This is a genomic window from Microbispora sp. H10949 (assembly GCF_014161435.1).
GTDB lineage: Bacteria > Actinomycetota > Actinomycetes > Streptosporangiales > Streptosporangiaceae > Microbispora > Microbispora triticiradicis.
Genome location: NZ_JABBWZ010000006.1, coordinates 95,046 through 119,267, shown reverse-complemented (window position 1 = coordinate 119,267; position 24,222 = coordinate 95,046). Strand labels below are relative to the sequence as shown.

Genomic DNA, 24,222 nt, shown 5'->3' with positions numbered 1-24,222 from the left:
GCATCTCGTATGGCGAGACGGCAGTATCGGGGTATGGACAACTCTAGCGGGGTCGGAGTACTCGACAAGGCGGTTCTCGTGCTAAACGCCCTGGAGGCGGGCCCCGCTTCCCTGGCACAGCTCGTCCAGGCGACCGGTCTGGCCAGGCCCACGGCCCACCGGCTGGCGGTCGCCCTGGAGCACCACCGCATCGTCTCCCGCGACACGCAGGGCCGCTTCATCCTCGGCCCCCGGCTCTCGGAGCTGTCCACCGCCGCGGGCGAGGACCGCCTGCTGGCCGTCGCCGGGCCGGTGCTCATCCAGCTCCGCGACCTCACCGGCGAGAGCGCCCAACTCTACCGCCGCCAGGGCGACGAGCGGGTCTGCGTGGCCGCCGCCGAGCGCGCGAGCGGCCTGCGCGACACCGTGCCCGTCGGCTCCGCGCTGCCCATGACCGCCGGGTCCGCCGCGCAGATCCTGCTCGCCTGGGAGGAGCCCGACCGGCTGCACCGCGGCCTGCGCGGCGCCAAGTTCACCGCCGCCACGCTCGCGAGCGTACGCAGGAGGGGCTGGGCGCACAGCGTCGGCGAGCGCGAGCAGGGCGTGGCGAGCGTGTCGGCGCCCATCCGCGGCGCGGGCGGCAAGGTGATCGCCGCGGTCTCCGTGTCCGGGCCCATCGAGCGGCTGACCCGTACGCCCGGCCGCATGCACGCCGCGCCGGTCGTCACCGCGGCCGAGCGGATCACCGAGGCCATGCGCCGGGCGAACTGAACCCGCGAACCGGGTGCAACTGAGGGGCCGAACTGATTGGAGAGCGGCCTCCCGATAGCCCTAGGCTGGCGGGGTGACAGATCGCATCGAGGCAGCCGCCGCTGAACTGCGCCCCCTGCTCCAAGAATTCATCCTCTGGACGCCGGGCAACGCGCCGGGCAGCGACCCCGATCTCGTGGGTCCGGTGGCACTGTGGCATCGCCTGATCGCCCGTACCGACGTCGGGCTCTGGAAGCGCGGCGATCTGCGCACGATCCTCCTCGAACGCATGCCCCAGGTCGTGGAGGACCCCGACGCCGCGGCGGACGGGATGATCCCGGCCGTCCGGGCCTACCTGACCTTCCTGTCCGGCACCGGACGGCTCACGCCCGGCTCGGACTCCCTGGAGACCCTGCTGGCCGAGCTGGACGAGGTCGAGGACGACTTCGTGGAGGCGATGGAGGACGTCATCGCCGAACGCGACTGGGACGAGGAGGAGGACGAGCTCGACGAGGAGGGGTCCGACGAGGGCCTCGGCGACTTCGAGCCGTTCGCCGACGAGATCGCGGCGCTGCCCACGGTCCGGCTGCGCCCCGACGTCGAGCTGGCCGAGGCGGCGCGCGGGGTCACGCTCATCGCCCAGGCCCGCGACCTGGCCCTGTGGGTCGGCACCGGGCGCAAGGTGGGCGAGGAGACCCTGCTCGGCGAGGCCGAGGTGGACGAGGCCGTGCGCACGATCGGCCTGTCCGATCCGCGCAACATCTGGAACCTCTGGAACCTCGCCATCGACCTGGAGTTCCTCGCCCCCGACGGCGACGACACGGTCAGCGTCGACTCCGACACCGAGGGCTGGCCCTACGAGGACGACGACGACGTCCTCGACGTCTGGATGCTCGGCCTGCACTCGGTCGACTACGGCGACCCCGAGCTGGACGACGACGACCTCACGCTGGCCCTGTCCGGCCTGACCCGTGCGCTGCTCGTCCGCCTGCTGCTGGCGGGGGGCGGCCGGCGGGTGCCCGAGCTGCGTGAGGAACTGGCCGAGGCGGCGGCCGAGTACGACGATCTCGGCGCCGACGCCTGGGCCGCCGCGGGCGACCCGCTCGCCTCCGTCCTCGCCTGGCTGACCGGGTACGGCATGGTGACCGTAGAGAACGACACGGTGACCCTGACGCCGCTCGGCGCCGAGGGCCTCGTCCACCTGCTGGACGACGAGGACATCGAGGTCGACGCCCGGCCCGCGATCGACGCGATGACCGCCCTCGACCTGCTGTCGTTCAGCGCGGACATGTCCGAGGAGGAGGCCGACGAGGAGTTCGCCGCGTGGCTCGCCCTGCGCGACCCGGCGCGGGCCGCCGCCGAGCTGCTGGGCGCCGCCGCCGAGGAGGAGGCGGACGCCCTCGTCCGGGTGCAGGCGGCCAGCCTGGTGGGCTCGCTGGGCGAGGCCGCCATACCGGCCTGGCAGGAGGCGCTGAAGGAGCCGTCCCTGCGGCCGTACGCCGCGACGCACCTCACCCAGATGGACGTCGAGGACGCCCCCGAGCCCACGCAGGCGGACACCCACTGGCTGATCCTGGACATGTGGACGATCTCCGCGGGGCTCGGCCGGCCGGAGTTCGTGTCCAGCCTGCACGACATCGGCCCGGCGCCGACGCTCATCGGGCTGCTCGACGTGATCTGGAAGGTCCGGCACCCGCACCTGGAGGAGCTGCTGGAGCTCATCGACGAGGCCCACCCGGACAAGCAGGTGGGCAAGGCCGCCAAGCGGGCCCTGTTCAAGGCGCGCTCGGGACGATGACCGGCCCCACCCCTTCGTAGGCGAGCCCGGCCTCCGGCTCCGGCCGGGCCCGTCGGAGGGGTGCGATCAGCTCGGCGACCCGGTCGAGCTGGTCGCGCTGGCCGTGCAGGCTCAGCGCGCCCAGGCGGACGACCAGGTGCCGCGCCCCGGCGGCCACGTAGCGGCACAGGCCCGCGAGCACCTGATCGGCGGTGCCGGTGACGACCGCCTGGATCCGCTCCAGTTCCTCCAGCGGCATGCCGTACGCGGCCCGTGCGTACGCGTCGAGGGCCCGGCGACCGGCCTCGGGGCCGTCCTCGTCGATCCACACGGAGACGAACAGGGCCGGGGTGACGTCCTCGGGCCGCCGGCCCGCCGTGCCCGCCGCTTCCCGTACGGCCGCGAGCCCGGCGGCGTAGTCGGCCGGGTCGGGCGGATAGGGCAGCCACCCGTCGTAGTGCCGTCCCGCGCGGGCGAGCGCGGCCGGTGTGGCGCCGCCGAGCCAGATCGGCGGCCCGCCGGGGCGGAACGGCCGGGTGGCGGGCGGGATGTCGTCGAATCGGAGGATCTCGCCGCGGAAGGAGGTCTCGCCCTTCCACAGCGCGCGCCAGAGCGCCACGGTCTCGTCGAGCCGCGTGAAGCGGCGCTCCCACGGCACCTCCGACAGGGTGTAGAACGGCCGGCCGAACCGGCCGGGGAACCCGGCGCCGACCGCGACCGTCAGCCGGCCCCCGCTGAGCAGGTCGATCGACGCGAGGGACTGGGCGGCCTGGATCGGCCGCCGCAGGAAGGGCAGCAGCGCGCCCGTCCCCAGGGTCACGTGGCCGGTCGCCGGGGCGAGCGCCGCCAGCATGGTCAGCGCCTCGACGCGCGGGCTGATCAGGGAGTCGTTGACGAAGAGCGAGGAGAACCCCGCGCGTTCCGCCTGGCGGCCGAGGGCGACCAGCTCTCTGGGATCGCCGTCCGCGCCCCACTGGGCGGTTCCGGTCGGAAGCAGTACACCGATGTCCATGCCGGCGATGCTCGCGATCCGCGCGGGCCGGCGGCAATTCCCCGCAGGGAATGGCCGGGACGCCGCGGATGCCGCTAAAAGGGTCACCGTGGACTTCCCCCGCGCGCTCCGCGACCGCCGGACCCGCCGTCGCCTCAGCCAGCTGGAGCTGGCGCTGCGGGCGGGCACCACCCAGCGGCACCTCAGCTTCATCGAGTCCGGCAGGTCCGTGCCCGGCCGGAACATGGTCGTACGGCTCGCCGAAGGGCTCGAACTGCCGCTGCGCGAACGCAACGAACTGCTCGTGGCGGCCGGGTACGCCCCCGCCTATCCGGAAAGCCCGCTCGACGACCCGGTGCTCGCCCCGGTGCGCACGGCGATCGGCCACATCCTGCGCGGGCACCTGCCGTACCCCGCGCTGGTCGTGGACCGCGACGGCGGCCTGATCGCCGCTAACGAGGCCTTCGGCCTGATCACCGAGGGCGCGGATCCCGAGCTGCTCGGCGCCGGGGCGAACGTGTACCGCCTCGCGCTGCATCCGCGCGGCCTGGCGCCGCGCATAGGGAACCTCGCCGAATGGGCCCGGCACATCCTGACGCGCCTTGGCCACCTGCCGGAGCTGCGCGACGAGCTGACGCGGTACGTGCCCGCGCCGGAGCCGTCCGCCGGGCAGCTCGGCTTCGCGGTGCCGCTCCACCTGCGCACCTCGCTCGGCGAGCTGCGTCTCATGACGACCGTGACGACCTTCGCCACCGCCGTCGACGTCACGCTCTCCGAGCTGAAACTGGAGGCGTTCCTGCCGGTGGACACCACGACGGCCGGGATCCTCCGGACGCTCGCCGGCGGAACGGACGGCACCGGACCCGGGGCGGCGCCGGGCCGGGCTCAGGAGCCCGGATGACCGGCCGGTGGCCGGGGCCGGTCTTAGGCTGGTTCTCGTGACGCCCGTATCACTGGCCGTGGAGGCGGTCCCGGAACTGGAGCAGGCGGTGGACCTCGGCATCGCGCTGGTGCTGTCGGCCGCCATCGGGGCGGAACGGGAGATCCGGCAGAAGAGCGCCGGGCTGCGCACGCACACACTCGTGGGGTTCGGGGCCGCGCTGTTCATGCTCGTGTCCAAGCACGGCTTCTCCGACGTCCTCGGTGAGCACGTCACACTCGACCCGTCCCGGGTGGCCGCCCAGATCATCTCCGGCATCGGTTTCATCGGCGGTGGACTGATCTTCGTGCGGCGCGACGCGGTGAAGGGACTGACCACCGCCGCCGCCGTCTGGCTCACCGCCGGTGTGGGCATGGCCGCGGGCGCCGGTCTGTGGCTGCTGGCCGCCCTGGCGACCGTGGGGCACTTCGTCGTGATGCTCGGGCTCACCCCGCTGGCCGCCCGGTTCCCCCGCTCCCGGCACACGCCGTATGCCCTGACGCTGTCCTACGTCGACGGCCGCGGCGCGTTCTCCCGGATCCTGACCGAGTGCGGCGCACGCGACTTCGCCGTGAGCGAGCTGTCGCTCGAACAGCCCGGCGAACTCCGCGAGGGCCGTACGGTCACCGTCTCCATGACGGTCCACGGCCCCGGCTCGATCGGCGACCTCACCGCCGCGCTCGCCGGCATCGACGGCGTGCTGACCGTCTCCAGCCTGGACGCCGGCGCCCGGCATCTCTAGGGCACGACACGAACCCCGGTGGCCGTGCGTCCGCGGCTCTCGCGCCGTCAGCTCTCCGCCTCCAGCAGACCCAGCTCGCGCAGGCTCTCGGCCGTCTGCACGATCGCCGTCTCGGCGGGGCGCGGACGCCATCCGAGCTCGTCGCGGGCTCGATCGTTGTGGATGACCGGCCGTGGCGGTTCGTCCCCCGCCGCCTCCCGCGTCGGAACCCGTGCGGCGAGCGTACCGAGCCGCCGGCGCAGGATCTCGGCCACCTCCAGAAAGCTCAGCACCGGACCGTCGGCGACGGCCAGGAAGCGCTTGCCCGCGGCCTCGGGCGCGGCCATGGCGCGGATGTGCAGGTCGGCCACGTCGCGCACGTCTACGACGCCGAAGCGCTGCCGGGGCGCGACGCTCATGCTCCCGTCGAGCATCGCCTTGACCAGCTGGGTCGAGGAGCGCAGGCCGGTCGTCAGGGTGGGCCCGAGGATGGCGGTCGGGTTGACCACGACGAGTTCGGTGTCGCCGCCTTCGCGCTTCGTCCAGTCCCACGCGGCCCGCTCGGCGATCGTCTTCGAGCGTGGGTAGGGCGCCAGCCCCGGCATGTCGGGGTCGGTCCAGTCGGCCTCGGTGAACTCGGCGCCGGGCTTGGGGGTGTATCCGACCGCGGCGAAGGACGAGGTGAGCACGACGCGCCGGACTCCCGCGTCCCGCGCGGCGCGCAGCACCCGCAACGCACCGTCACGGGCGGGGACGATCAGCTCGTCGGGGTCCTCCGGCTGGACGACGGGGATGGGCGACGCGACGTGATGGACCTCGTCGCAACCCGCCAGCGCGGCGGCCCACCCGTCGTCGGTCGTCAGCTCCGCGGCGACGATCTCCAAGCCGGCGTCGTCGGCACCGCCGCGACGCACCGCCGCGCGCAGCTCCGCCTCGCGGGCCGCCGAGCGCGCCGTGGCACGCACCTCGCCACCGGCCCGCAGCAGCGCGGCGACCAGATGCGTGCCCAGGTAACCGGACCCGCCGGTGACCAGAACCCGGCTCATCGCGGCAGCTCCAGACGGGCCACCGCGTCCATGACTCGCCGCATCGCCTCGGCCTCCGCGCCGGCGTCGCCCCGGTCGCGGGCGTCCCACAGGGCCGCCTTCTCGCGCAGGTAGCCGAGCCGCGCCCGCTGAGCGGAGATCTCGGCCTCGATCCGCTCGGCCTGTCGCAGCAGCAGGTCGCGCTGCTCCGCCGCCGCGGCCCGCCCGCGCGTGCGGTTGGCCAGGTAGGTACGCATGGCCTCGATGCCCATGCCGACCGCGCGAAGGCAGGCCAGCACCTCGATCACCTCAAGGTCCTCGTCCTGGTAGCGGCGATGTCCGCTGCTCTCGTCACGGCCGATCGGCCCGACCAGCCCGGCCTCTTCGTAGTAGCGCAGCGTCGGCTCACTCAGCCCGCTGTGCCGGGAAACGTCCTGGATGGTGAAGCTCGTCATGCGCCCAGCAGAACATCCCTCAAGCGCTTGAAGTCAACCGCGGACCGTCGGTCCCTTGTCACGGCGAAACCCCCGGCACGGGGAGGTGCCGAGGTTTCGGTGAGGTAGCCCCGACCGGATTCGCGCCCGCACTGCGGGCCATGAACAGGGTGCGGCGTCCTCGTAACGACGAAACCCCCGGCACGGGGAGGTGCCGAGGGTTTCGGAGATGTAGCCCCGACCGGATTCGAACCGGCGCTACCGCCTTGAGAGGGCGGCGTCCTAGGCCACTAGACGACGGAGCCGAGTGCAGTGAAGTAGTCCCGAGCGGATTCGAACCGCCGTTACCGCCTTGAGAGGGCGGCGTCCTAGGCCACTAGACGACGGGACCATGCACTGCGCTGCTTCCAGCAGAATCCCTTGGGGGGATCCAGCTGGGGTACCAGGACTCGAACCTAGACTAACGGAGCCAGAATCCGTCGGGCTGCCAATTACCCCATACCCCATCTGCTCGCGGGGGCCTCGCGGCTCCCGCTTGCGACTCCGAAAGGATAGCCCAGCTTGCGACCCACTACCAAAACGATTGCGGCGCGCCCCGCGATCTCGTGATCCGATCCTCCCGGGCGAAGGCTCCGGCGCTTCTGTGCGAGGCTGGGACAAACGCCAGCGCCACGTGAGGAGCCGCCCGCCATGACCTCGGCCGCGAACCCCTTCCTCAGCCCCAGCGACCTGCCGTACGGGCTGCCTCCGTTCGAGGAGATCAGGGAGGAGCACTACGCGCCGGCGTTCGAGCAGGGCATGGCCGAGCACCTCGCGGAGGTCGAGGCGATCGCCGCGAATCCGGAGCCTCCGACGTTCGAGAACACCATCGAGGCGATGGAGAGGTCGGGCGGGCTGCTCGACCGCGTCTCGGCGGTGTTCTTCAACCAGGCGTCGTCCGACACCACTCCGGGTGTGCAGGAGATCCAGCAGGCCGTCACGCCCAGGCTCGCCCAGCACGCCGACGCGATCCACCTCGACCGGAGGCTGTTCGAGCGCGTCCAGGCGGTCGAGGCGGCCGACGAGGAGCAGCGGTGGCTGCTGAAGCGCTACCTCACCGACTTCACCCGCGCGGGCGCCACGCTCGACGAGCGGGACCAGGACCGGCTGAGGGAGATCAACGAGCGGCTCTCGGCCCTCGGGACCACGTTCCAGCAGAACCTGCTCGCCGACACCAACGAGCGCGCGGTGGTGGTCGAGGACGTCGCCGAGCTCGACGGGCTCTCGCCGGACGCCGTCCAGGCGCTCGCCGACCAGGCCGGGGAGCGCGGCCTGCACGGCAGTTACCTGATCTCGCTGGTCCTGCCCACCGGTCAGCCCGCCCTGGCCGAGCTGACCGACCGGTCCCTGCGCGAGCGGATCTACCGCGCCTCCGCCGGACGCGGCGCCGGGAACGCCGGCCTCATCAGGGAGATGGCCGCCCTGCGCCGGGAGCGGGCGCGGCTGCTCGGCTACGAGAACCACGCGGAGTACGTCCTGGCCGACCAGACCGCGGGCACGACACGGGCCGTGACCGAGATGCTGGACCGGCTCGTGCCGCCCGCCGTGGCCAACGCCCGCAAGGAGCAGGCCGACCTGGAGGAGATCGCCGGGCACCCGATCGAGCCGTGGGACTGGGCGTTCTACGCGGAGAAGGTGCGCAAGGCCCGCCACGACATCGACAGCCGCCGCATGCGGCCGTACTTCGAGCTGAACACCGTGCTGGAGAAGGGCGTCTTCAACGCGGCGACGCGCCTCTACGGCGTCACCTTCCACGAGCGCCCGGACCTGCGGGGCTACCACCCGGAGGTGCGGGTATTCGAGGTGCGGGACGAGGACGGCTCGCCGCTGGGCCTGTTCCTGGGCGACTTCCACACCAGGGCGTCCAAGCGGGGCGGGGCGTGGATGAACAGCCTCGTGAAGCAGTCGGGCCTGGAGGGCACCCGGCCGGTGGTGGTCAACAACCTCAACATCGTCAGGGGCGAGCCGACCCTCATGACGTTCGACGAGGTCAACACGATGTTCCACGAGTTCGGGCACGCGCTGCACGGCCTGTTCTCCGACGTGCGGTTCCCCCGGTTCTCCGGTACGGCCGTGCCGCGCGACTTCGTGGAGTATCCCTCGCAGGTCAACGAGATGTGGGCGACGCATCCGGAGATCCTGGCGGAGTACGCGCGGCACCACGAGACGGGCGAGCCGATGCCGCGCGACCTCGTCGACCGGATGCTGGAGACCCAGAAGTTCGGCCAGGGCTTCGCCACACTGGAGTACCTCGCCGCGACCCTGCTCGACTGGGCCTGGCACACGGCGTACGACGGCGACGAAGACGTGGAGGAGTTCGAGCGGCGGGCGCTCAGGGACGCCGGGGTGGACCTGCCCGCCGTCCCGCCGAGGTACCGCAGCACGTACTTCGCCCACATCTGGGCGGGCGGCTACAGCGCCGGCTACTACTCCTACATCTGGAGCGAGGTGCTCGACGCCGACACGGTCGAGTGGTTCGGCGAGAACGGCGGGCTGCGCCGGGAGAACGGGGACGCCTTCCGTGCGGCCCTGCTCTCCCGGGGCGGCAGCGTGGACTCGATGGCGGCGTTCCGGGCCTTCCGCGGCCGGGACCCGGAGATCGCCCCTCTCCTCGACCGCCGCGGCCTCCGCTGATCCCTCAGGGGATCAGGACGCGCCCTGGAGGCGGGTGAGGGCGGCGCGGAGGCGGTCGAGCGAACGCTCCCGGCCGAGCACCTCGATCGACTCGAAGAGCGGCAGGCCCACGGTCCGGCCGGTGATCGCCACCCGGACCGGCGCCTGCGCCTTGCCGAGCTTGAGGCCGTGGGCGAGGCCCACCTCCTCCAGCGCGGTCTTCAGCGAGTCGGGGTCCCAGCTCACCGTCTCCAGGCGCTCGGCGTACCCGGCGAGGATCGCGTCCGCCCCCGGCTTCATCGCCTTGTCCCAGGACTGCTGGTCGAAGACGGGCTCGTCCAGGAACAGGAAGTCGACGTTGGCGGTGACCTCCGACAGCACCGCGACCCGGGTCTGCACCAGGTCGGCCACGCGGGCGAACACGTCGCTGTCCCAGGACGGGTCGAGCCACGGCTCGCAGCGGGCGGCGAACACCTCGCGGGGCAGCGCCCGGATGTACTCGCCGTTGAAGGCCCGCAGCTTCTTCTCGTCGAAGAACGCCGGGGCCTGGTTCACGTCCTCCAGCCGGAACAGCGGCATCATCTCCGACCACGGCATGATCTCGCGGTCGTCGCCCGGCCCCCAGCCGAGCAGCATCAGGTAGTTGACCATCGCCTCGGCGAGGTAGCCCTCGTCGCGGTAGGACTCCAGGGCGACCTTGTCACGCCGCTTGGACAGCTTCTGCCGCTTCTCGTTGACGATCACGGGCACGTGCGCCCAGACCGGCGGCTCGGCGCCGAGCGCCCGCCACAGCAACTGCTGCTTGGGCGTGTTCGACAGGTGCTCCTCGGCGCGGACCACGTGGTCGATCCGCATCTCCATGTCGTCGACCACGTTGGCGAGGATGAACAGCGGTGAGCCGTCCCCCCGGACGATGACGAAGTCCTCCATCGCGGCGTTCGGGAACTCCACCCGCCCGCGGACCTTGTCGTCCACGACCGTCACGCCCTCGTCGGGCGTGCGGAACCGCACGGCGCCCTCGGTCAGGCCGAGGTCGCGGCAGTGCCCGTCGTAGCCCTGGTGCTCGGAGCCGGTCCTGGCCTTCACGTCGTCCCGCGTGCAGGTGCAGTGGTAGGCCTTGCCGTCCTTGAGCAGCTTCGCGGCCGCCTCGCGGTGCTGCTGCTCGTACGCCGACTGGAAGTAGGGCCCCTCGAACCGGGGCGAGTCGCCGTTGATGCCGATCCAGGCGAGGGCCGAGATGATGCCCTCGGTCCACTCCGGCCGGTTGCGCGCGGCGTCCGTGTCCTCGATGCGCAGCACGAACGTGCCGCCGGACCGCTCGGCGATCGCCCAGTTGAAAAGCGCCGAACGAGCGCCACCGACGTGGAACATGCCGGTGGGCGAAGGGGCGAAGCGCACCCTAGTCACGTGAGATCACCCGGTTAGTGAGAGTTCCGATTCCTTCGATGGAGACCCCGACCTCGTCGCCGACGGACATCGGGCCCACCCCGGCGGGGGTGCCGGTCAGGATGACGTCGCCGGGCAGCAGGGTCATGACCGCGCTCACGTACGCGACGAGCGCGGGGATGTCGTGCAGCAGCAGGGAGGTGCGGGCGCTCTGCCTGACCTCGCCGTTGAGCGTGGTCGTGATCGCCAGGTCGGCCGGGTCGAGCTCGGTCTCGATCCAGGGGCCGAGCGGGCAGAACGTGTCGAAGCCCTTGGCCCTGGCCCACTGGCCGTCCCTGGCCTGCAGGTCGCGTGCGGTCACGTCGTTCGCGCAGGTGTAGCCGAAGATCACCTCACCGGCCCGCTCGGCCGGCACGTCGCGGCAGAGCCGGCCGATCACCACGGCGAGCTCGCCCTCGAAGTCGACCCGCTCCGACAGCTTCCCCGGGTACGCGATCGCCTCCGACGGCCCGATCACGGTCGTGTTGGGCTTGAGGAACACGACCGGCTCGGCCGGGGGCTCGCCGCCCATCTCCCTGGCGTGGTCGGCGTAGTTCTTGCCGATTGCGATGATCTTGCTGGGCAACATGGGGGCGACCAGGCGGACCTCGGCCAGCGGGAACCGCTCACCGGTGAACTCCACCCCGTGGAAGGGGTGCCCGCCGATCCTGGCGATGACCTGCTCGCCCTCTTCCACCACGCCGAAGGCGACCTGGTCGCCCATCGAGAACCTCGCGATACGCACGTCACGAGCCTAGTGGGGTACGCCCAATGGACGTGCTTAAGGTGGTCTGCTGTCGGATGAAGTCGAGCGTACGGGAGTCGATGTGCCTTCGGTCGTGAAGATCAACGTGCTGACGGTGCCCGAGGAGATGCGGCGCGAACTGGAGCAGCGGTTCGCGGGCCGGGCCGGGATGGTGGAGTCCGCCGACGGGTTCGAGTGGTTCGAGCTGCTGCGGCCGGTCGAGGGCGGCGACCGCTACCTGGTCTACACCCGCTGGCGCAGCGAGGAGGACTTCCGGCGCTGGCAGGAGAGCCAGGCGTTCCAGGCGGGACACGCGCGGGCCGCGGCCGAGGCCGCCGCACAGGGGGAGAACCAGGGCCATGGGCACGGGCACGGGCAGGGTCACGGCCACGGGCACGGCGGTCCCGCCGCGACCGGCTCCGAGCTGTGGTCCTTCGAGGTGGTCGAGAGCGCCGGGCCCAAGGAGGGCTGACCCGGCCGGGCCGCCCGGTCGCACCGGGCGGTCGGCCAGGCGGCGGGATCAGGCGTCCAGGGGGTTGGCGTCCAGGGGGTTGGCGGCGATCCGGGCGCCGACGCCGCCGTCGACGGAGCGGGCCGCCGCGCAGCCCGGCTTGCGCCGCGCCTGCTCCTCGAAGGCGGCCAGGAACTCCGCGCCGAACCCGAGCCGGGGATAGCGGCTCAGCACGGCGGCCCGGGCGTCCTCCGGGAACTCCCCGGGCCGCCGCCCGGACACGTCCCAGGACGTGGCGACCTGCAGGAGGTGCGACTCGGGGTCCTCCGACGCGGAGACGTCGTCGCGCATGTGCAGGACGATGATCTCCTCGGCCCGCGCGGCCCGCTCCGCCGGCCATCCCGCCGCCAGGCCGAAGACCCAGGCGAGACGTCCTCCCGCCTCCTCGAACGGCACGCGGTGGCTGTCGAACGTCTCGGTCAGCCCGGCGTCGTGCAGCAGGGACGACACGTAGTACAGCTCGTCGTCGAAGCCGATCCCGTGCGCGCGAGCGTACCCGGCGCCCCACAGGTAGGACCTGATCGAGTGGTTGAGCAGCGCGGGCGGGCAGAACCTGGTCGCCGTGGCCAGCGCCGCCGCGGCGGCGGGAGTCTCGGGGAACGGTGCGAGCATGGCGACCAGGCTGGCAGACCCCGTCCGGGACGCACGAGCGGCCGGACGGCCGTTTCGCGCAAGGATCCGGCCAAGGACGGCAGGGCGCGTTCGCCACGGTGAGCGACGACGGAGGTACGGCGGGGCGACAGCGGGGCGATCACCGGGTGACGACAGGGCGAAGACCGAGGTCAGTTGCGTAGTTGTGATCAAAGCGGCTTGACCAGATCATCAAAAACCGGACAGCATGGCGCACCCCTGCCCTGAATCCCGGAAGGAACCGGCGTGCCCCGCCGCCTCACCGCCCTCCTCCTGTCGGCCGCGCTCCCCCTGAGCGCGCTCGCCGCCACGACGGCCGTGCCCGCCGCGGCCCGGACGCCGCAGCGCACGCCGGAGTGCCAGGGGGACTGGCTGCCCGCCACCCCCACCTCCCCCGACATCATGAACGGCAGGCTGTCCTTCCTCGCTCTCCCCGCCGTCACCGTGGGCAAGGACGTCAACTGGCGCCTGGACCCGTACCGGAACCGGTCCTGGCAGATGGTGTTCCAGTCGCTGCGGTGGATGGGCCGGCTCGTGGCCGACTACGAGTCGACGGGCAAGACCGACTACCTCGACCGGGCCGTCGAGATCGCCAGGGACTGGGTCGCGGACAACCCGTACGGCGGCCGGACGACCGCCAGGTACGCCTGGGCCGAGCATCCCATCGCGCTGCGCGCCCCGGCCCTGGTGTGCCTGAGCAGGTACGTGAAGGAGCGCTGGCTCACGTCGAGCCTCGCCCTGCACGCGAAGCTGCTGGCGGACCCCAAGCACTACGAACTCGGCCACAACCACGGGCTCGACCAAGACATCGGCCTGCTGCGCATCGGCTGCCGCTACGGCAACCCGGCGTGGAAGAACCTCGCCGTACGCCGGATGGTCAAGTCGATGACGCTCGACATCGACGGGCAGGGCGCCCTGCGCGAGCAGGCGCCGCGCTACGCGATCTACGTGCACGACCGGCTCAGGGTGGCGGTCGACACGATCAAGGACTGCGGGATGAAGGTGCCGGCGGCGCTGGCGAGCCGCTGGGAGAGCCTGCCCCGGCACATCAGCGCCGCGACCCAGCCGAACGGCTACATGGTGCCGATCGGCGACGGGCCCGCGGACGTCCAGCCCGCCGCGTTCGACCACGCCGACGCCACCGTGCAGGTCTTCGACGCGGGATACGTCTTCGGCCGTACGGCCTGGGCCGACCCGCAGTCGGCCTACTATTCGATCCGGTTCGGCCCGGCGCTGAAGTTCCACGGCCACGAGGACCACATGGGCGTCACCTACTACGCCCAGGGCCGCTCGATCCTCACGGAGGCGGGCTTCCACTCCTACGAGAACACGCCGTACCGGCGGTGGACGCTGAGCCCGGAGGCCCACAACGTGCCGGTCCTCGTGGGCCGGAGGTTCCGGGGGCACACCCCCACCAAGCTCGTGCGCCGGTCGCTGGACAAGGAACGGCAGTCGTTCACGTTCACCGACCGGGCGTACGGCGTGGCGCGCACGCGGTCGGTGCTGGTCAGCCATCACCAGGACGTGATGGCGGTGCTCGACGGCGGCGGCGGCAAGCTGCGCAACCTGTGGCACCTCGCCCCGGACCTGAAGGTCGTGTCGAACGCGGGCGGCCGGGTGGTGGTCGCCGACGGCGGGTGGAAGGCGTCGATCGTCCAGCTCGCGATGCCGTCGTGCCGGCCGGTCGGAGGCCAGCGGGTGGTGCGCGGGCGGACCTCGCCCTACCAGGGCTGGATCTCGCCGGGATACATGCGCAAGGAGCCCGCCGGCGTGATCGTCTCGCCCGTGGCCCGCTCGCTGCTGACCGTGGTGGTGCCCGGGACCGACCGGCCGGATGTCACCTGCTCGGGACGCACGCTGATCGTGCACACTCCGGCCGGTCCGGTCACGCTGCGCACGAGTTCGTCCGGCACGCTGTCGTAGCCCTCCCCCTGGGGGCCGGCGGGCGGCTACCCGTAGACCGAAGGGGAGCCGGCCGCGACCTGCTTGGCCTTGTCCGGCACGTGGCCGAGCTTGCCGACCTCGTTGGCGAGCCCCTCCAGGACCGCGCGCAACTGCACCTGCGTGACGTCGGCGAACGTACGCAGGTAGGCGATCCGGCGCTCCAGCTCCTCTGCCTCGGCACTCTGGACCCCGTCGCCCGCGCGGTAGGCGCCGACCGCCTGGTTGGCCGCCTCCTCCGCCTGGCGCTGCGCCTCCGTCAGCATCTCCTCGTACTGCTGGCGGGCCTGGCCGACGATCCGCCGGGCGTAGTCCTCCGCCTCGGCGATCTGGGCGTCGGCGGTCTGCTGCGCGCGGGAGAGGATGTTGATCGCGTCGACGCTCGGGGTCTGCGGCCCGGTGGCCTGCTCGGGGTTGAGGCCGTGCTCCTTGTACCACTGCTTCATGCGGTCGATGTACGCCCGCAGGTCCGCCTTCTCCTTGTCGCTGGCGGCCATGTCGTCCGCGACCCGGTACAGGAACGCCCGGACCTCGTCCTCGCTGTAGCCACGGCGCCCAAGGGGGGTGCGCGTGAACTCGTGCTTGCGTACCCGATCCGGGGTGAGGGGCTGGCGCTCACCCGCCGGGCTTCCCCAAGGCATCTCCGCCGTCATGACTCCCGACCTCTGTCGCTCGTGAACTCGTCGAAGTGGATCTGCTCGGACGGCACGCCGGCGTCCAGCAGCCGTCCGTTCGTGGCCTGCACCATCTCCTCCGAGCCGCAGACGAAGACGTGCTGGCCACGCCATCCCTGCAACGCGACGTCCACGGCGTATCCGCGGGTGCCCCGGTAGAACGGGTCGTGGGAGACGACCGGGACGACGTTGAGCCAGGGGTGCTCGGCCGCCATCTTGCCCAGCGCCTCCAGGTCGTACAAGTCCCTCGACGTACGGGCGCCGACGACGAGGTCCACCCTGCGCGACGGGCCCTCGAAGGCGATCTGCTCCACCAGGGCCTTGAGCGGCGCGAGGCCGGTGCCGCCCGCGATCATGAGCAGGTCGCCCTGGACCTCCGGGGCGAGCGTCAGCCGTTCGCCCACGGCCGCGCCGACGCGCAGGACGTCGCCGCGGCGCGCGCCCATCACCAGCGCGGAGCTGAGCGCGCCGCCGTCGACCATGCGTACGTGCAGGTCGATGGTGTTGTCCTGGCGCGGGGCGTTGGCGAACGAGTAGAACCGCCAGATGCGCGGCCGCATGGAGTAGGAGATCGACGCCGACTGTCCCGGGCGGAAGGGGTACTGGTAGTTCAGCCGCGCCCGGATGACGGCGATGTCGAGCGTGCGGTTCTCCTGGCCGATGATCTCGGCCTCCCACCACGGCGGGGACACCTTCGCGGCCTCGTTGGACGCCTCGACCATCACCTGGGCGACCAGGTTGTAGGCCTGCGTCCAGTCGTGCGCGAGGGCGGGGGTCCACCGGTCGCCGAGGAAGTGTTCGAGCGTGGCGAGCAGGGCCTGGCCGACGGCGGGGTAGTGCGCGGCGGTCACCGCGAACTTGCGGTGGTCGCGGCCGAGCTGCTGGAGGAACGGGACGACGTCCTCCACCTGGTCGACGTTGCTGACGACGTGCCCGAGCGCGCCCACGAGCCGGTCGCGCTGACGCGCCATGGACACGGGGAACATGTCCCGCACGTCCGGATTCATCAGGAAAAGAACGGAGTAGAAGTACAGCGGCACCTGGTCACCCGAACGGGAGACGAGGTGCCAGCTGTCCTTGAGAGCCTGCGTGTCCACTCAGCCGGCCGTTTCCGCCGTCGTATCCGAGGGGCCGGCCACGATGGACGGCTTCACCTTGCCCAGCACCAGGCCGACGTCACGCAGGATGTCCTCGCCGACGCCGCCCGCCTCCAGGACGGCGAACAGGTGCTCGCCGACCTTGTCGTAGTGCTCGGACGTGACGCCCATGCCGGCGTGCGCCTCTCCGAGGTCACGGCCCTCGTACGGCTCCGGGCCGCCGAGGACGGAGCACAGCAGCACGACCATGTGCCGCTTCAGCCTGGGCATGTCGATGCCGGCGAAGTACGGCTTCAGGTCGTCGTCGGCGAGCACGCGCACGTAGAAGGCGTCGACGACGTCGCGCACGACCGGCGCGCCACCGATCTGGTCGTAGTAAGACGGCGAGGTGATCACAAGACCCTCCCATTCCGGGTGTGCCAGCGAGGGGATGACTGATGTCCGAAAAGTGTTCGAACCAAAGCAGTCACGTGGCTGGTCATGGTGATGGACGTGGCTCGGCTCTCGCGACGCCGGCCGCTCCCGGGGGGACGATCAGAAGCCGGGCAGGTCGCGACAGCACGGGGTTCGGTGCGCAGATGCTTCTTGCCGTCACCCTCCGTTGAGCCAGAGCATGGACGCTGAGGCTGGAACCGTGGCCGGGATCGCCGTCATGGCGAAGACCGCCTCAGGAGCTTCGCCTATCTAAGCACTAAGTAGACCAAATGTCACTAAAACCACAGACGTTTTCTCACGTCCCGTGAGCATCCGGTCGCAATCCGAGCATCCCGGCCCGTCGGGCGCCGCAGGATCAGGCGCTGTGGCCGGCCCGCAGCAGACCATAGGTCACCGCCTGCTCCAGCGCCTGCCAGGACGCCTCGATGACGTTCTCCGCGACACCGACCGTGGCCCACTCGCCGGTCGCGTCGCTGGAGGTGATCAGCACCCGCGTCACCGCGTCCGTGCCGTGGGTGCCTTCGAGGATCCGCACCTTGAAGTCGATCAGCTCGACCTCGGCCAGCTCAGGGTACAGCTTCTCCAGGCCGAGTCGCACCGCGCGGTCGAGCGCGTTCACCGGGCCGTTGCCCTCGCCGGTCGCGACGATCCGCTCCCCCTTGGCGTGCAGCTTCACCGTCGCCTCGCTGACCACGTCGCCGCCCGGCCGGCGCTCGACGATGACCCGCCACGACTCGACCGTGAAGTGGCGCCGGTTCCCGCCCTCGACCATGTCGCGCAGCAGCAGCTCGAAGGACGCGTCGGCGGCGTCGAACGTGTGCCCCTTGGCCTCCAGCTCCTTCACCCGCTCGACCAGCCACCGCGACTGGTCGCCGCTGAGCTCGTAACCCAGCTCGCGGCCCTTGAGCTCGACCGAGGCCCGGCCGGCCATGTCGGAGACGAGCATGCGCATGTCGTTGCCGACCTGGGCGGGGTCGATGTGCTGGTAGAGGTTCGGGTCCACCTTGATCGCGGAGGCGTGCAGGCCCGCCTTGTGCGCGAAGGCCGACATGCCGACGTACGGCTGATGGGAGTTGGGCGTGACGTTGGTGACCTCGGTGATCGCGTGCGCGATGCGGGTCATGTCGCGGAGCGACTGCGGCGGCACCAGGTCGAAACCCCGCTTGAGCTGGAGGTTCGCGACCACGGTGAACAGGTTGGCGTTGCCGGAGCGCTCGCCGTACCCGTTGGCGCAGCCCTGCACGTGGGTGGCGCCGGCCCTGACCGCGGCGAGGGTGTTGGCGACCGCGCAGCCCGTGTCGTCGTGGCAGTGGATGCCGACGCGGGCCCCCGTGCCGACCGCGTCGTGCACCACGTCGGCCAGCTCGTCGGGGAGCATGCCGCCGTTGGTGTCGCACAGCGCGATCACCGAGGCCCCCGCCTCCGCCGCCGTGCGCAGCACCTCCAGCGCGTACGCGGGATTCGACCGGTAGCCGTCGAAGAAGTGCTCGGCGTCGAGGAAGACCCGCTGGCCCTCCGTGACCAGGTGGGAGACCGTGTCGCGGACCATCGCGAGGTTCTCCTCCAGCGTGGTCCGCAGGGCCAGTTCGACGTGCCGGTCGTGACTCTTGGCGACAAGCGTCACGACCGGCGCGCCGGATTCGCGCAGCGCGGCCACCAGAGGGTCGTCGGCGGCCTTCAGGCCCGCCCGGCGGGTCGCGCCGAAAGCGGCGAGCTGCGCGTGCTTCAGGTCGAGCTCGGTCTGAGCCCGCCGGAAGAACTCGGTGTCCTTGGGGTTGGCGCCCGGCCAGCCGCCCTCGATGAAGCCGACTCCGAGGCCGTCCAGGTGCCGCGCGATGGCCAGCTTGTCGGCGACGCTCAGGTTGAGCCCCTCCTGCTGGGCCCCGTCCCGGAGCGTCGTGTCGTACACGTGGAAGCGGTCGTCGGCCATCTCTGTGTCTCCTTCGCGGGGTCGCGTGTCTCGCCGCGCGCTATGTTCACCGGGCTGTGTTCGTCGGCCTGTATTCGTTGGCCTGGGTTCGTTGGCCTGTGTTCACGGAACTGTCTTCGCCGACCTGTTCACCGGTGCGGGGCCCAAACAAAAAGACCCCTCACGGACGTGAGAGGTCTGCGCGCCGGCGATGTCCTTCAGCCGGCGCGCCTGCCGATAATGAGCAGACCGTTGTTCATGGTGCTCAGCAGTTTGCCACAGCCGGTCACCCTCTGGCACATCGATCTCATCCTACGAGATGTGCGCGAGTGTCCGGCCAGCTCAGCGGGTCACGGCCTAGAGTGATCACCATGAAGGCCGCCGAATTCATCACGCCCGCCGTCGCCGAGTACGCCACCGCGCACACCACCCCGCCCGACGCCCTGCTCGCCGAACTGGCGGAGGAGACCCGCCGGCTGATGGGCGACCGCAGCACCATGCAGATCGCCCCGGAGCAGGGCACCCTGCTCACCCTGCTCGTCCAGCTCAGCGGTGCCCGGCTTGCCGTCGAGGTGGGGACCTTCACCGGGTACTCCTCCATCTGCATCGCCAGAGGGCTGCCCGCCGACGGCCGGTTGATCGCCTGCGACGTGAGCGAGGAGTGGACCTCCGTGGCCCGGCGTTACTGGGCGAAGGAGGGGCTCGACGGCCGCGTCGAGCTGCGCCTCGGCCCGGCCGCCGACACGCTGCGGGCGATGCCCACGGACGAGCACATCGACTTCGCCTTCATCGACGCCGACAAGGCGGGTTATCCCGTCTACTACGAGGAGGTCCTGACCCGGCTGCGGCCCGGCGGCCTGATCGCGGTGGACAACACGCTCCAGCACGGTGCGATCACCGACCCCGCCGCGGGCGGCAACGTCCCGGCGATGCGGGAGTTCAACGCCCTGGTGGCGCGTGACGAGAGGGTCACCAGCGTGCTGCTGTCCGTCGCCGACGGGCTCACCCTCATCCGGAAGCACGCCGGCGGCACCCGCTGATCGGAACGCGGAACCGCGTCCACCGCCCGCGGACCCCCTGGCGCTCCGCCTGACCGGCCCGCCTCTACGACGCGAGGGGCAGCCGCATGACGAGCCTGGCGCCGACGGGGCTGTCGGCGACGTACACGGTGCCGCCGTACTTCTCGGCGATCGACCGTGCGATGGTCAGGCCGAGCCCCGAGCCGCCGGGGTCCCGTTCCCTGGCGCCCTTCCCGCGGTACATTCGCTCGAAGATCCGCTCGCGGTCCGCCGGAGGGATTCCGGGACCGTCGTCGACGACCTCCAGGACCGCGTCGGGCGGATCGGCGCACACGAGGATCTCGATCTTCGTGCGGGCGTGCCGTTCGGCGTTGGCCATCAGGTTGCCCAGCAGGCGGGCCAGCCGGATCCGCGAGGCCCGCACCGGTACGTCAGGGGCGAGGCGGGTGTGGACGGCGACCGCGGCGGCCGGAGCGTGGCGGTCCAGCTCGTCGGCGACGAGTTCGGCGAGGTCGACCGTCTGGGCGGGAGGCTCGCCGGACTCGGCGTCCAGCCGCGCGAGGTCGAGCAGGTCGGCCACGATGTCGTTGAGCCGTTCGGCGTCGCAAAGGGACTTCCGCAGAATCCGCTGCAGGTCGATGCCGGGTTCGGAAAGCGCGCACTCCAGCTCGATCATCAGGCCGGTGATGGGGTTGCGGAGGTCGTGCGAGGCTTCGAAGACCAGCCGCCGCTGCCGCTCGATCGCCTCCCGCAGCGCGGAGGTCGTTTCGCGCTGCTCCCTGTGCGCCTGCCTGAGTTCCTCGTTGAGCGCCTGCAACCCACGGGCGAAGGCGTCCACGTCCCTGGCCGGGGGACCGCCCTCGCCGGCCCTGCCCCCTTCGGCGTCCGCCGGCGGCTGCCGCCGAAGCGTCTCGACGAGATCGGTGACCTCCTCGGTGCTGAGGATGATCCACAGCACCTCGCCGTGCGGGCTGAGCACGGGTGTGTTGACCGTGCTCCAGTAGCGCTCCTCGAACACCCCCGGGCTGCCGGGCGCCTCGACGTCGTACCGCTGCAGCGGCATGAAGTCCCGCCGCCGCGTGGTGAGCACCTGCTCCAGCGAGGTGCGCAGGCTGTCCGCCCCCTGCGCCCCGGCGTCCGGGGGCACCCCGGGGTTGGGCGGGAAGGCGGCGAACAGAGGCCTGCCCAGCAGGTCCTTCGCCGTACGGCCGACCACCTTCAGGTACGCGTCGTTGGCGGCGACGATGACGAGATCGGGAGTCAGGATCAGCGAGGGGGCCTGGCCCGCCCTGAACACCGCCTCGTAGTCGATCGTCGGCTTCATCACCGCGGCGCCCTTCCTCCCGCCTCCCCTTTCCAGAGTAGGCGAACGCCCAGGTCACCCCTGCTGTGGCAACCCTCGGCGCGCGGCCGTACGCGCCAGGGCAATGGCGGAGTAATAACCCGCCATGAAGGCGCCGGACTCATGATCGGCGTTCCTTCGGCGAGTACGCTCGCGAAGCGGTTCTTGTTCGCGGGCCGACCACCCGGCTCGTTCGCGGGAGAACGTCATGCCCGGAAAGCGTGACGCACAGGAAGAAGCAGGGGGCGACGAATGACTCACCGGCGCGGCGGGGCTTTTCTCACAGGCAGGGTCGCCGGTCTCCTCGTCGCCGGCGCCTCGGCCTCGGCCGCCTTCATCAGCGGCGTCGCTCCGATGGGCGCCGCCGCCGACAACGGGCACGGCCGCGCCGAGCGGAACGTCGTCCGGGCCCCCGGTGGGGAGCAGCCGGGCAACGCCCAGGGGAACAGGTCGGTCACGGGCGGTTCCACCCGCAACCACGGCTACCAGCACACCTCGGCGAACACCTCCGGCGGCTCCTCGAACGTGCAGAACGCGCTGTGCCGGCGCGCCCGGGTCTGCAACATCACCCAGCACGTCACCATCGCCGGCCCCCGCGTGACCGTGAGTGCCGCCCCCTCGCCGCGAGCGACGCCCGCGGCCAGACCGGCTCCGGTGCCCACGGTCACCGTCACGGTCACGATGACCCCGGCACCCGCGCCGGCGCCCCTTCCGACCTCTCCCACCGTTCCGGCGACGCCGGCGCCGTGCCCGGCCCCCCGGCCCCTGCTGGGTGACGACGGCAGGGGCGGAGCCGGCCTGCTCGGCGGGCTGCTGTCGCTGTCCCTCCTCGGAGGGGGCACGACCTGTCCCGGCTGAGTGTGAGTCCGGCGGCGCGGGCCGCCGCGACCCAGGTCAGCAGATCTTGTGCACCCAGTGGTGGGTGTCGGGGCGGGCGCCGTACTGGATGCCGACGAGTTCCTCGCGGATCCGCATCGTGACGGGGCCGGGGGTGCCGTCGCCCACGGTCCAGCTCCGGTCGGTGCCCTTCACCGAGCCGACGGGGGTCACGACCGCCGCGGTGCCGCAGGCGAAGACCTCGGTGAGCTCGCCCGACTCGCAGCCCGCCTGCCAGTCCTCGATCGAGATCTTGCCCTCCTCGACCGTGTAGCCCAGCTCGCCGGCGAGGCTCAGGATCGAGTCACGGGTGATGCCCGGCAGCAGGGTCCCGGTGAGCGACGGGGTGACGAGGCGGTCGCCGAAGACGAAGAACAGGTTCATCCCGCCCATCTCCTCGACCCACCGGTGCTCGAAGGCGTCGAGCCAGACCACCTGGTCGCAGCCCTCCTCGACGGCCTGCCGCTGGGCCACGAAGGCCGCCGCGTAGTTGCCGCCGCACTTGGCGAACCCGGTGCCGCCGGGCGCCGCCCGGGTGTACTCGGTGGACAGCCAGACCGACACCGGCTTCAGGCCGCCGGTGAAGTACGACGCGGCGGGCGAGGCGATGACCAGGAACTTGTACTTCTGCGAGGGGTGGTTCACCCCCAGCGCGGTCTGCGTGGCGATCATGAAGGGGCGTAGGTAGAGGCTGTGGCCCTCGGCCGTCGGCACCCATTCGCGGTCGGTCTGGACGAGGAGTTCGAGCGACTCGACGAACGTCTCCTCCGGGAGCGCGGGCATCGCCATCCGGGCCGCGGACTGGTTGAACCTCGCCGCGTTCGCGTACGGCCGGAAGGCGACGATCGACCCGTTCGACTGCCGGTAGGCCTTGAGCCCCTCGAACAGCTCCTGGGCGTAGTGGAACACCGCGGTGGCGGGATCGAGCACCAGCGGGCCGTACGGCTGGAGCCTCGCGTCGTGCCAGCCCTCCCCCTCGGTGTAGTCGATGGAGACCATGTGGTCGGTGAAGACCTGGCCGAAGCCGGGGCTCGCCAGCATCCGCTCACGCTCGGCCGCACCGCGGGCCTGGGGGTTGTGCTGCACGTCGAACCTGAGATGGGTGGTCATGGCGAGGTCCTTCTCTCTTCGTCGTCGTAGTCATTGTGCGACGAGTCGGCTAAGGGAAAACTAGGGCATTCGACAGGTATGAAAAAGCGCATGGCGGCCCATACCGGGCCGCCATGCGCGTCGTCTGGATGAGCGGCCGGGATCAGCCGGCTACTCGGGCGGCGATGTCGTCGCCGATCTCACGGGTGGACCGGGCGGTCCAGGCGCTCTGGCGCTCCACCAGGTCGTCGGCCACGGCCTGCTCGACGCGGGCCGCGGTCCCGGCGTGGCCGAGATGGTCGAGGAGCATGGCGACCGACAGGATCGTGGCGGTCGGGTCGGCCTTGCCCTGGCCGGCGATGTCGGGGGCGCTGCCGTGGACGGGCTCGAACATGGACGGCGCCGTGCGGGCCGGGTTGACGTTTCCGCTGGCCGCGAGGCCGATGCCGCCCGCCACCGCCGCACCGATGTCGGTCAGGATGTCGCCGAACAGGTTGTCGGTGACGATGACGTCGAAGCGCTGCGGCTGGCTGACGAAGAACATCGAGGCCGCGTCGACGTGGCAGTAGTCGGTCTCGACCTCCGGGAACTCCAGGCTCAGCCGGTCGACGGTGCGGGCCCACAGGTCGCCCGCGTAGGTCAGCACGTTGGTCTTGTGCACGAGGGTCAGCTTGCGGCGCGGCCGGGCCAGCGCCTTCTCGAAGGCGTAGCGCACGACGCGCTCGACGCCGTAAGCCGTGTTCAGCGACTCCTGGGTGGCGATCTCGTGCGGGGTGCCGCGGCGCATGACGCCGCCCGCCCCGGCGTACGGGCCCTCGGTGCCCTCCCGGACGACGACCATGTCGATGTCCTCGGGGCCCGCCTGCCCGAGCGGGGTCGCCACACCGGGGAACAGCTTGACCGGGCGGAGGTTCACGTAGTGGTCGAGCTCGAAGCGCAGGCGCAGCAGCAGTTCGCGCTCCAGGACGCCGGGCGGCACACTCGGGTCGCCCACCGCGCCCAGCAGGATCGCGTCGTAGCCGCGCAGCTCGTCGAGCACCTCGTCGGGAAGCGTCTCACCGGAGGCGTGGTAACGCCTGGCGCCGAGATCGTATTCGGTGGTCTCGGACTTGACGCCCGCGGCGTTGAGGACCTTGAGGCCTTCGGCGACGACCTCGGTGCCGATACCGTCACCGGGGATGACTGCCAGGCGGATGTTGCTCGACTCCATGCGTTCACCTTACCGGTTGTCTCGGAGACCGAAACACCGATCTCACCATTCGGTCCGCTGCCGGGGTCGGC

General features: G+C 71.5%; 22 protein-coding genes and 3 tRNA genes. 9 read left to right on the top strand and 16 right to left on the bottom strand.

The window, feature by feature from the left end; all coding sequences use genetic code 11:
• The first annotated feature begins 33 nt into the window (after positions 1–33).
• The gene (locus HHX40_RS17000) at positions 34–750 is read left to right on the top strand and encodes an IclR family transcriptional regulator (RefSeq protein ID WP_111698126.1); all 717 of its coding nucleotides are present in this window, start codon (positions 34–36) and stop codon (positions 748–750) included.
• Between the two features lie 73 nt (positions 751–823).
• Positions 824–2,527 (top strand): hypothetical protein, encoded by a 1,704-nt coding sequence (locus HHX40_RS16995; RefSeq protein WP_182881376.1) that lies wholly within the window; start codon positions 824–826, stop codon positions 2,525–2,527.
• Here the strand turns inward: HHX40_RS16995 and HHX40_RS16990 are convergent.
• Positions 2,505–3,518: an LLM class flavin-dependent oxidoreductase gene (locus HHX40_RS16990; protein ID WP_182881375.1), complete on the bottom strand. Its 1,014-nt coding sequence runs from the start codon at positions 3,516–3,518 to the stop codon at positions 2,505–2,507. The two genes, HHX40_RS16995 and HHX40_RS16990, sit on opposite strands and share 23 nt — an antisense overlap.
• 88 nt (positions 3,519–3,606) lie before the next feature.
• On the opposite strand from HHX40_RS16990, the gene HHX40_RS16985 reads away from it, so the two are divergent.
• Together HHX40_RS16985 and HHX40_RS16980 are read left to right on the top strand one after the other, a co-directional pair.
• Entirely contained in the window at positions 3,607–4,398 is a 792-nt protein-coding gene (locus HHX40_RS16985) for a helix-turn-helix domain-containing protein (RefSeq protein WP_182881374.1), read from the top strand.
• 37 nt (positions 4,399–4,435) lie between these two features.
• Entirely contained in the window at positions 4,436–5,158 is a 723-nt protein-coding gene (locus tag HHX40_RS16980) for an MgtC/SapB family protein (protein ID WP_310738147.1), read from the top strand.
• Positions 5,159–5,205: 47 nt separating this feature from the next.
• On the opposite strand, the gene HHX40_RS16975 is transcribed toward HHX40_RS16980, so the two are convergent.
• The 5 genes from HHX40_RS16975 to HHX40_RS16955 form a co-directional block, all read right to left on the bottom strand.
• The gene (locus HHX40_RS16975; protein WP_182881373.1) at positions 5,206–6,183 is read right to left on the bottom strand and encodes an SDR family oxidoreductase; all 978 of its coding nucleotides are present in this window, start codon (positions 6,181–6,183) and stop codon (positions 5,206–5,208) included.
• Positions 6,180–6,617 carry a MerR family transcriptional regulator gene (locus tag HHX40_RS16970; protein ID WP_182881372.1) on the bottom strand — a complete coding sequence of 146 codons (438 nt, stop codon included), beginning with the start codon at positions 6,615–6,617 and terminating at the stop codon, positions 6,180–6,182. The genes HHX40_RS16975 and HHX40_RS16970 overlap by 4 nt, the downstream gene beginning before the upstream one ends.
• Positions 6,618–6,828: 211 nt before the next feature.
• Positions 6,829–6,901: transfer RNA gene (locus HHX40_RS16965), tRNA-Glu, on the bottom strand.
• Between the two features lie 13 nt (positions 6,902–6,914).
• Positions 6,915–6,987: transfer RNA gene (locus HHX40_RS16960), tRNA-Glu, on the bottom strand.
• Positions 6,988–7,030: 43 nt separating this feature from the next.
• Positions 7,031–7,102, bottom strand: a tRNA-Gln gene (locus HHX40_RS16955).
• Between the two features lie 184 nt (positions 7,103–7,286).
• Between HHX40_RS16955 and HHX40_RS16950 the strand changes: the two genes are divergently transcribed.
• Positions 7,287–9,269, top strand: a complete 1,983-nt coding sequence (locus tag HHX40_RS16950) for a M3 family metallopeptidase (protein ID WP_182881371.1) — start codon at positions 7,287–7,289, stop codon at positions 9,267–9,269.
• Positions 9,270–9,281: 12 nt separating this feature from the next.
• Here HHX40_RS16950 and gltX read toward each other — a convergent pair whose 3' ends face one another.
• On the bottom strand, positions 9,282–10,655 hold the full coding sequence (gene gltX, locus HHX40_RS16945) for a glutamate--tRNA ligase (protein WP_182881370.1): 1,374 nt from the start codon (positions 10,653–10,655) through the stop codon (positions 9,282–9,284).
• The gene (locus tag HHX40_RS16940; protein WP_182875380.1) at positions 10,648–11,418 is read right to left on the bottom strand and encodes a fumarylacetoacetate hydrolase family protein; all 771 of its coding nucleotides are present in this window, start codon (positions 11,416–11,418) and stop codon (positions 10,648–10,650) included. Before HHX40_RS16940 ends, gltX begins: the two co-directional genes overlap by 8 nt.
• Positions 11,419–11,500: 82 nt before the next feature.
• Between HHX40_RS16940 and HHX40_RS16935 the strand changes: the two genes are divergently transcribed.
• A complete protein-coding gene (locus tag HHX40_RS16935) occupies positions 11,501–11,890 on the top strand; it encodes an antibiotic biosynthesis monooxygenase (protein WP_310738146.1) in 390 nt (129 codons plus the stop codon).
• A 48-nt stretch (positions 11,891–11,938) separates the two neighbouring features.
• On the opposite strand, the gene HHX40_RS16930 is transcribed toward HHX40_RS16935, so the two are convergent.
• Positions 11,939–12,541: a cyanamide hydratase gene (locus tag HHX40_RS16930; RefSeq protein ID WP_182881369.1), complete on the bottom strand. Its 603-nt coding sequence runs from the start codon at positions 12,539–12,541 to the stop codon at positions 11,939–11,941.
• Positions 12,542–12,805: 264 nt separating this feature from the next.
• Between HHX40_RS16930 and HHX40_RS16925 the strand changes: the two genes are divergently transcribed.
• Positions 12,806–14,482: a heparinase II/III domain-containing protein gene (locus HHX40_RS16925; RefSeq protein WP_138463131.1), complete on the top strand. Its 1,677-nt coding sequence runs from the start codon at positions 12,806–12,808 to the stop codon at positions 14,480–14,482.
• 26 nt (positions 14,483–14,508) lie between these two features.
• Here HHX40_RS16925 and HHX40_RS16920 read toward each other — a convergent pair whose 3' ends face one another.
• The 4 genes from HHX40_RS16920 to cimA form a co-directional block, all read right to left on the bottom strand.
• Positions 14,509–15,153, bottom strand: a complete 645-nt coding sequence (locus HHX40_RS16920; RefSeq protein ID WP_310738145.1) for a DivIVA domain-containing protein — start codon at positions 15,151–15,153, stop codon at positions 14,509–14,511.
• Positions 15,150–16,271 (bottom strand): globin domain-containing protein, encoded by a 1,122-nt coding sequence (locus HHX40_RS37730; RefSeq protein ID WP_111698114.1) that lies wholly within the window; start codon positions 16,269–16,271, stop codon positions 15,150–15,152. Before HHX40_RS37730 ends, HHX40_RS16920 begins: the two co-directional genes overlap by 4 nt.
• Positions 16,272–16,667 carry a group I truncated hemoglobin gene (locus tag HHX40_RS16910; RefSeq protein ID WP_182881368.1) on the bottom strand — a complete coding sequence of 132 codons (396 nt, stop codon included), beginning with the start codon at positions 16,665–16,667 and terminating at the stop codon, positions 16,272–16,274.
• Between the two features lie 394 nt (positions 16,668–17,061).
• Positions 17,062–18,636 (bottom strand): citramalate synthase, encoded by a 1,575-nt coding sequence (cimA, locus tag HHX40_RS16905; protein WP_111698112.1) that lies wholly within the window; start codon positions 18,634–18,636, stop codon positions 17,062–17,064.
• A 350-nt stretch (positions 18,637–18,986) separates the two neighbouring features.
• Here cimA and HHX40_RS16900 point away from each other — a divergent pair, with 350 nt between their 5' ends.
• Positions 18,987–19,655 carry an O-methyltransferase gene (locus tag HHX40_RS16900; RefSeq protein WP_182881367.1) on the top strand — a complete coding sequence of 223 codons (669 nt, stop codon included), beginning with the start codon at positions 18,987–18,989 and terminating at the stop codon, positions 19,653–19,655.
• 64 nt (positions 19,656–19,719) lie between these two features.
• On the opposite strand, the gene HHX40_RS16895 is transcribed toward HHX40_RS16900, so the two are convergent.
• Positions 19,720–20,958, bottom strand: a complete 1,239-nt coding sequence (locus HHX40_RS16895) for a PAS domain-containing sensor histidine kinase (RefSeq protein ID WP_182881366.1) — start codon at positions 20,956–20,958, stop codon at positions 19,720–19,722.
• A gap of 270 nt (positions 20,959–21,228) precedes the next feature.
• Here HHX40_RS16895 and HHX40_RS16890 point away from each other — a divergent pair, with 270 nt between their 5' ends.
• Positions 21,229–21,834: a hypothetical protein gene (locus HHX40_RS16890; RefSeq protein ID WP_182881365.1), complete on the top strand. Its 606-nt coding sequence runs from the start codon at positions 21,229–21,231 to the stop codon at positions 21,832–21,834.
• Between the two features lie 36 nt (positions 21,835–21,870).
• Here HHX40_RS16890 and HHX40_RS16885 read toward each other — a convergent pair whose 3' ends face one another.
• The gene (locus HHX40_RS16885) at positions 21,871–22,962 is read right to left on the bottom strand and encodes a branched-chain amino acid aminotransferase (protein ID WP_111698108.1); all 1,092 of its coding nucleotides are present in this window, start codon (positions 22,960–22,962) and stop codon (positions 21,871–21,873) included.
• Positions 22,963–23,104: 142 nt separating this feature from the next.
• Positions 23,105–24,151 carry a 3-isopropylmalate dehydrogenase gene (locus tag HHX40_RS16880; RefSeq protein ID WP_182875369.1) on the bottom strand — a complete coding sequence of 349 codons (1,047 nt, stop codon included), beginning with the start codon at positions 24,149–24,151 and terminating at the stop codon, positions 23,105–23,107.
• Positions 24,152–24,222: the final 71 nt, after the last annotated feature.

Excerpts from the sequence above, each read along its gene's own strand:
- HHX40_RS17000 (WP_111698126.1), top strand. The coding sequence starts at position 34 with ATGGACAACTCTAGCGGGGTCGGAGTACTCGACAAGGCGGTTCTCGTG.
- HHX40_RS16990 (WP_182881375.1), bottom strand. The coding sequence starts at position 3,518 with ATGGACATCGGTGTACTGCTTCCGACCGGAACCGCCCAGTGGGGCGCG.
- HHX40_RS16975 (WP_182881373.1), bottom strand. The coding sequence starts at position 6,183 with ATGAGCCGGGTTCTGGTCACCGGCGGGTCCGGTTACCTGGGCACGCAT.
- HHX40_RS16920 (WP_310738145.1), bottom strand. The coding sequence starts at position 15,153 with ATGACGGCGGAGATGCCTTGGGGAAGCCCGGCGGGTGAGCGCCAGCCC.
- HHX40_RS16885 (WP_111698108.1), bottom strand. The coding sequence starts at position 22,962 with ATGACCACCCATCTCAGGTTCGACGTGCAGCACAACCCCCAGGCCCGC.
- HHX40_RS16930 (WP_182881369.1), bottom strand. The coding sequence starts at position 12,541 with ATGCTCGCACCGTTCCCCGAGACTCCCGCCGCCGCGGCGGCGCTGGCC.
- HHX40_RS16900 (WP_182881367.1), top strand. The coding sequence starts at position 18,987 with ATGAAGGCCGCCGAATTCATCACGCCCGCCGTCGCCGAGTACGCCACC.
- cimA (WP_111698112.1), bottom strand. The coding sequence starts at position 18,636 with ATGGCCGACGACCGCTTCCACGTGTACGACACGACGCTCCGGGACGGG.
- HHX40_RS16880 (WP_182875369.1), bottom strand. The coding sequence starts at position 24,151 with ATGGAGTCGAGCAACATCCGCCTGGCAGTCATCCCCGGTGACGGTATC.
- HHX40_RS16970 (WP_182881372.1), bottom strand. The coding sequence starts at position 6,617 with ATGACGAGCTTCACCATCCAGGACGTTTCCCGGCACAGCGGGCTGAGT.
- HHX40_RS16950 (WP_182881371.1), top strand. The coding sequence starts at position 7,287 with ATGACCTCGGCCGCGAACCCCTTCCTCAGCCCCAGCGACCTGCCGTAC.
- HHX40_RS16895 (WP_182881366.1), bottom strand. The coding sequence starts at position 20,958 with ATGAAGCCGACGATCGACTACGAGGCGGTGTTCAGGGCGGGCCAGGCC.
- HHX40_RS16890 (WP_182881365.1), top strand. The coding sequence starts at position 21,229 with ATGACTCACCGGCGCGGCGGGGCTTTTCTCACAGGCAGGGTCGCCGGT.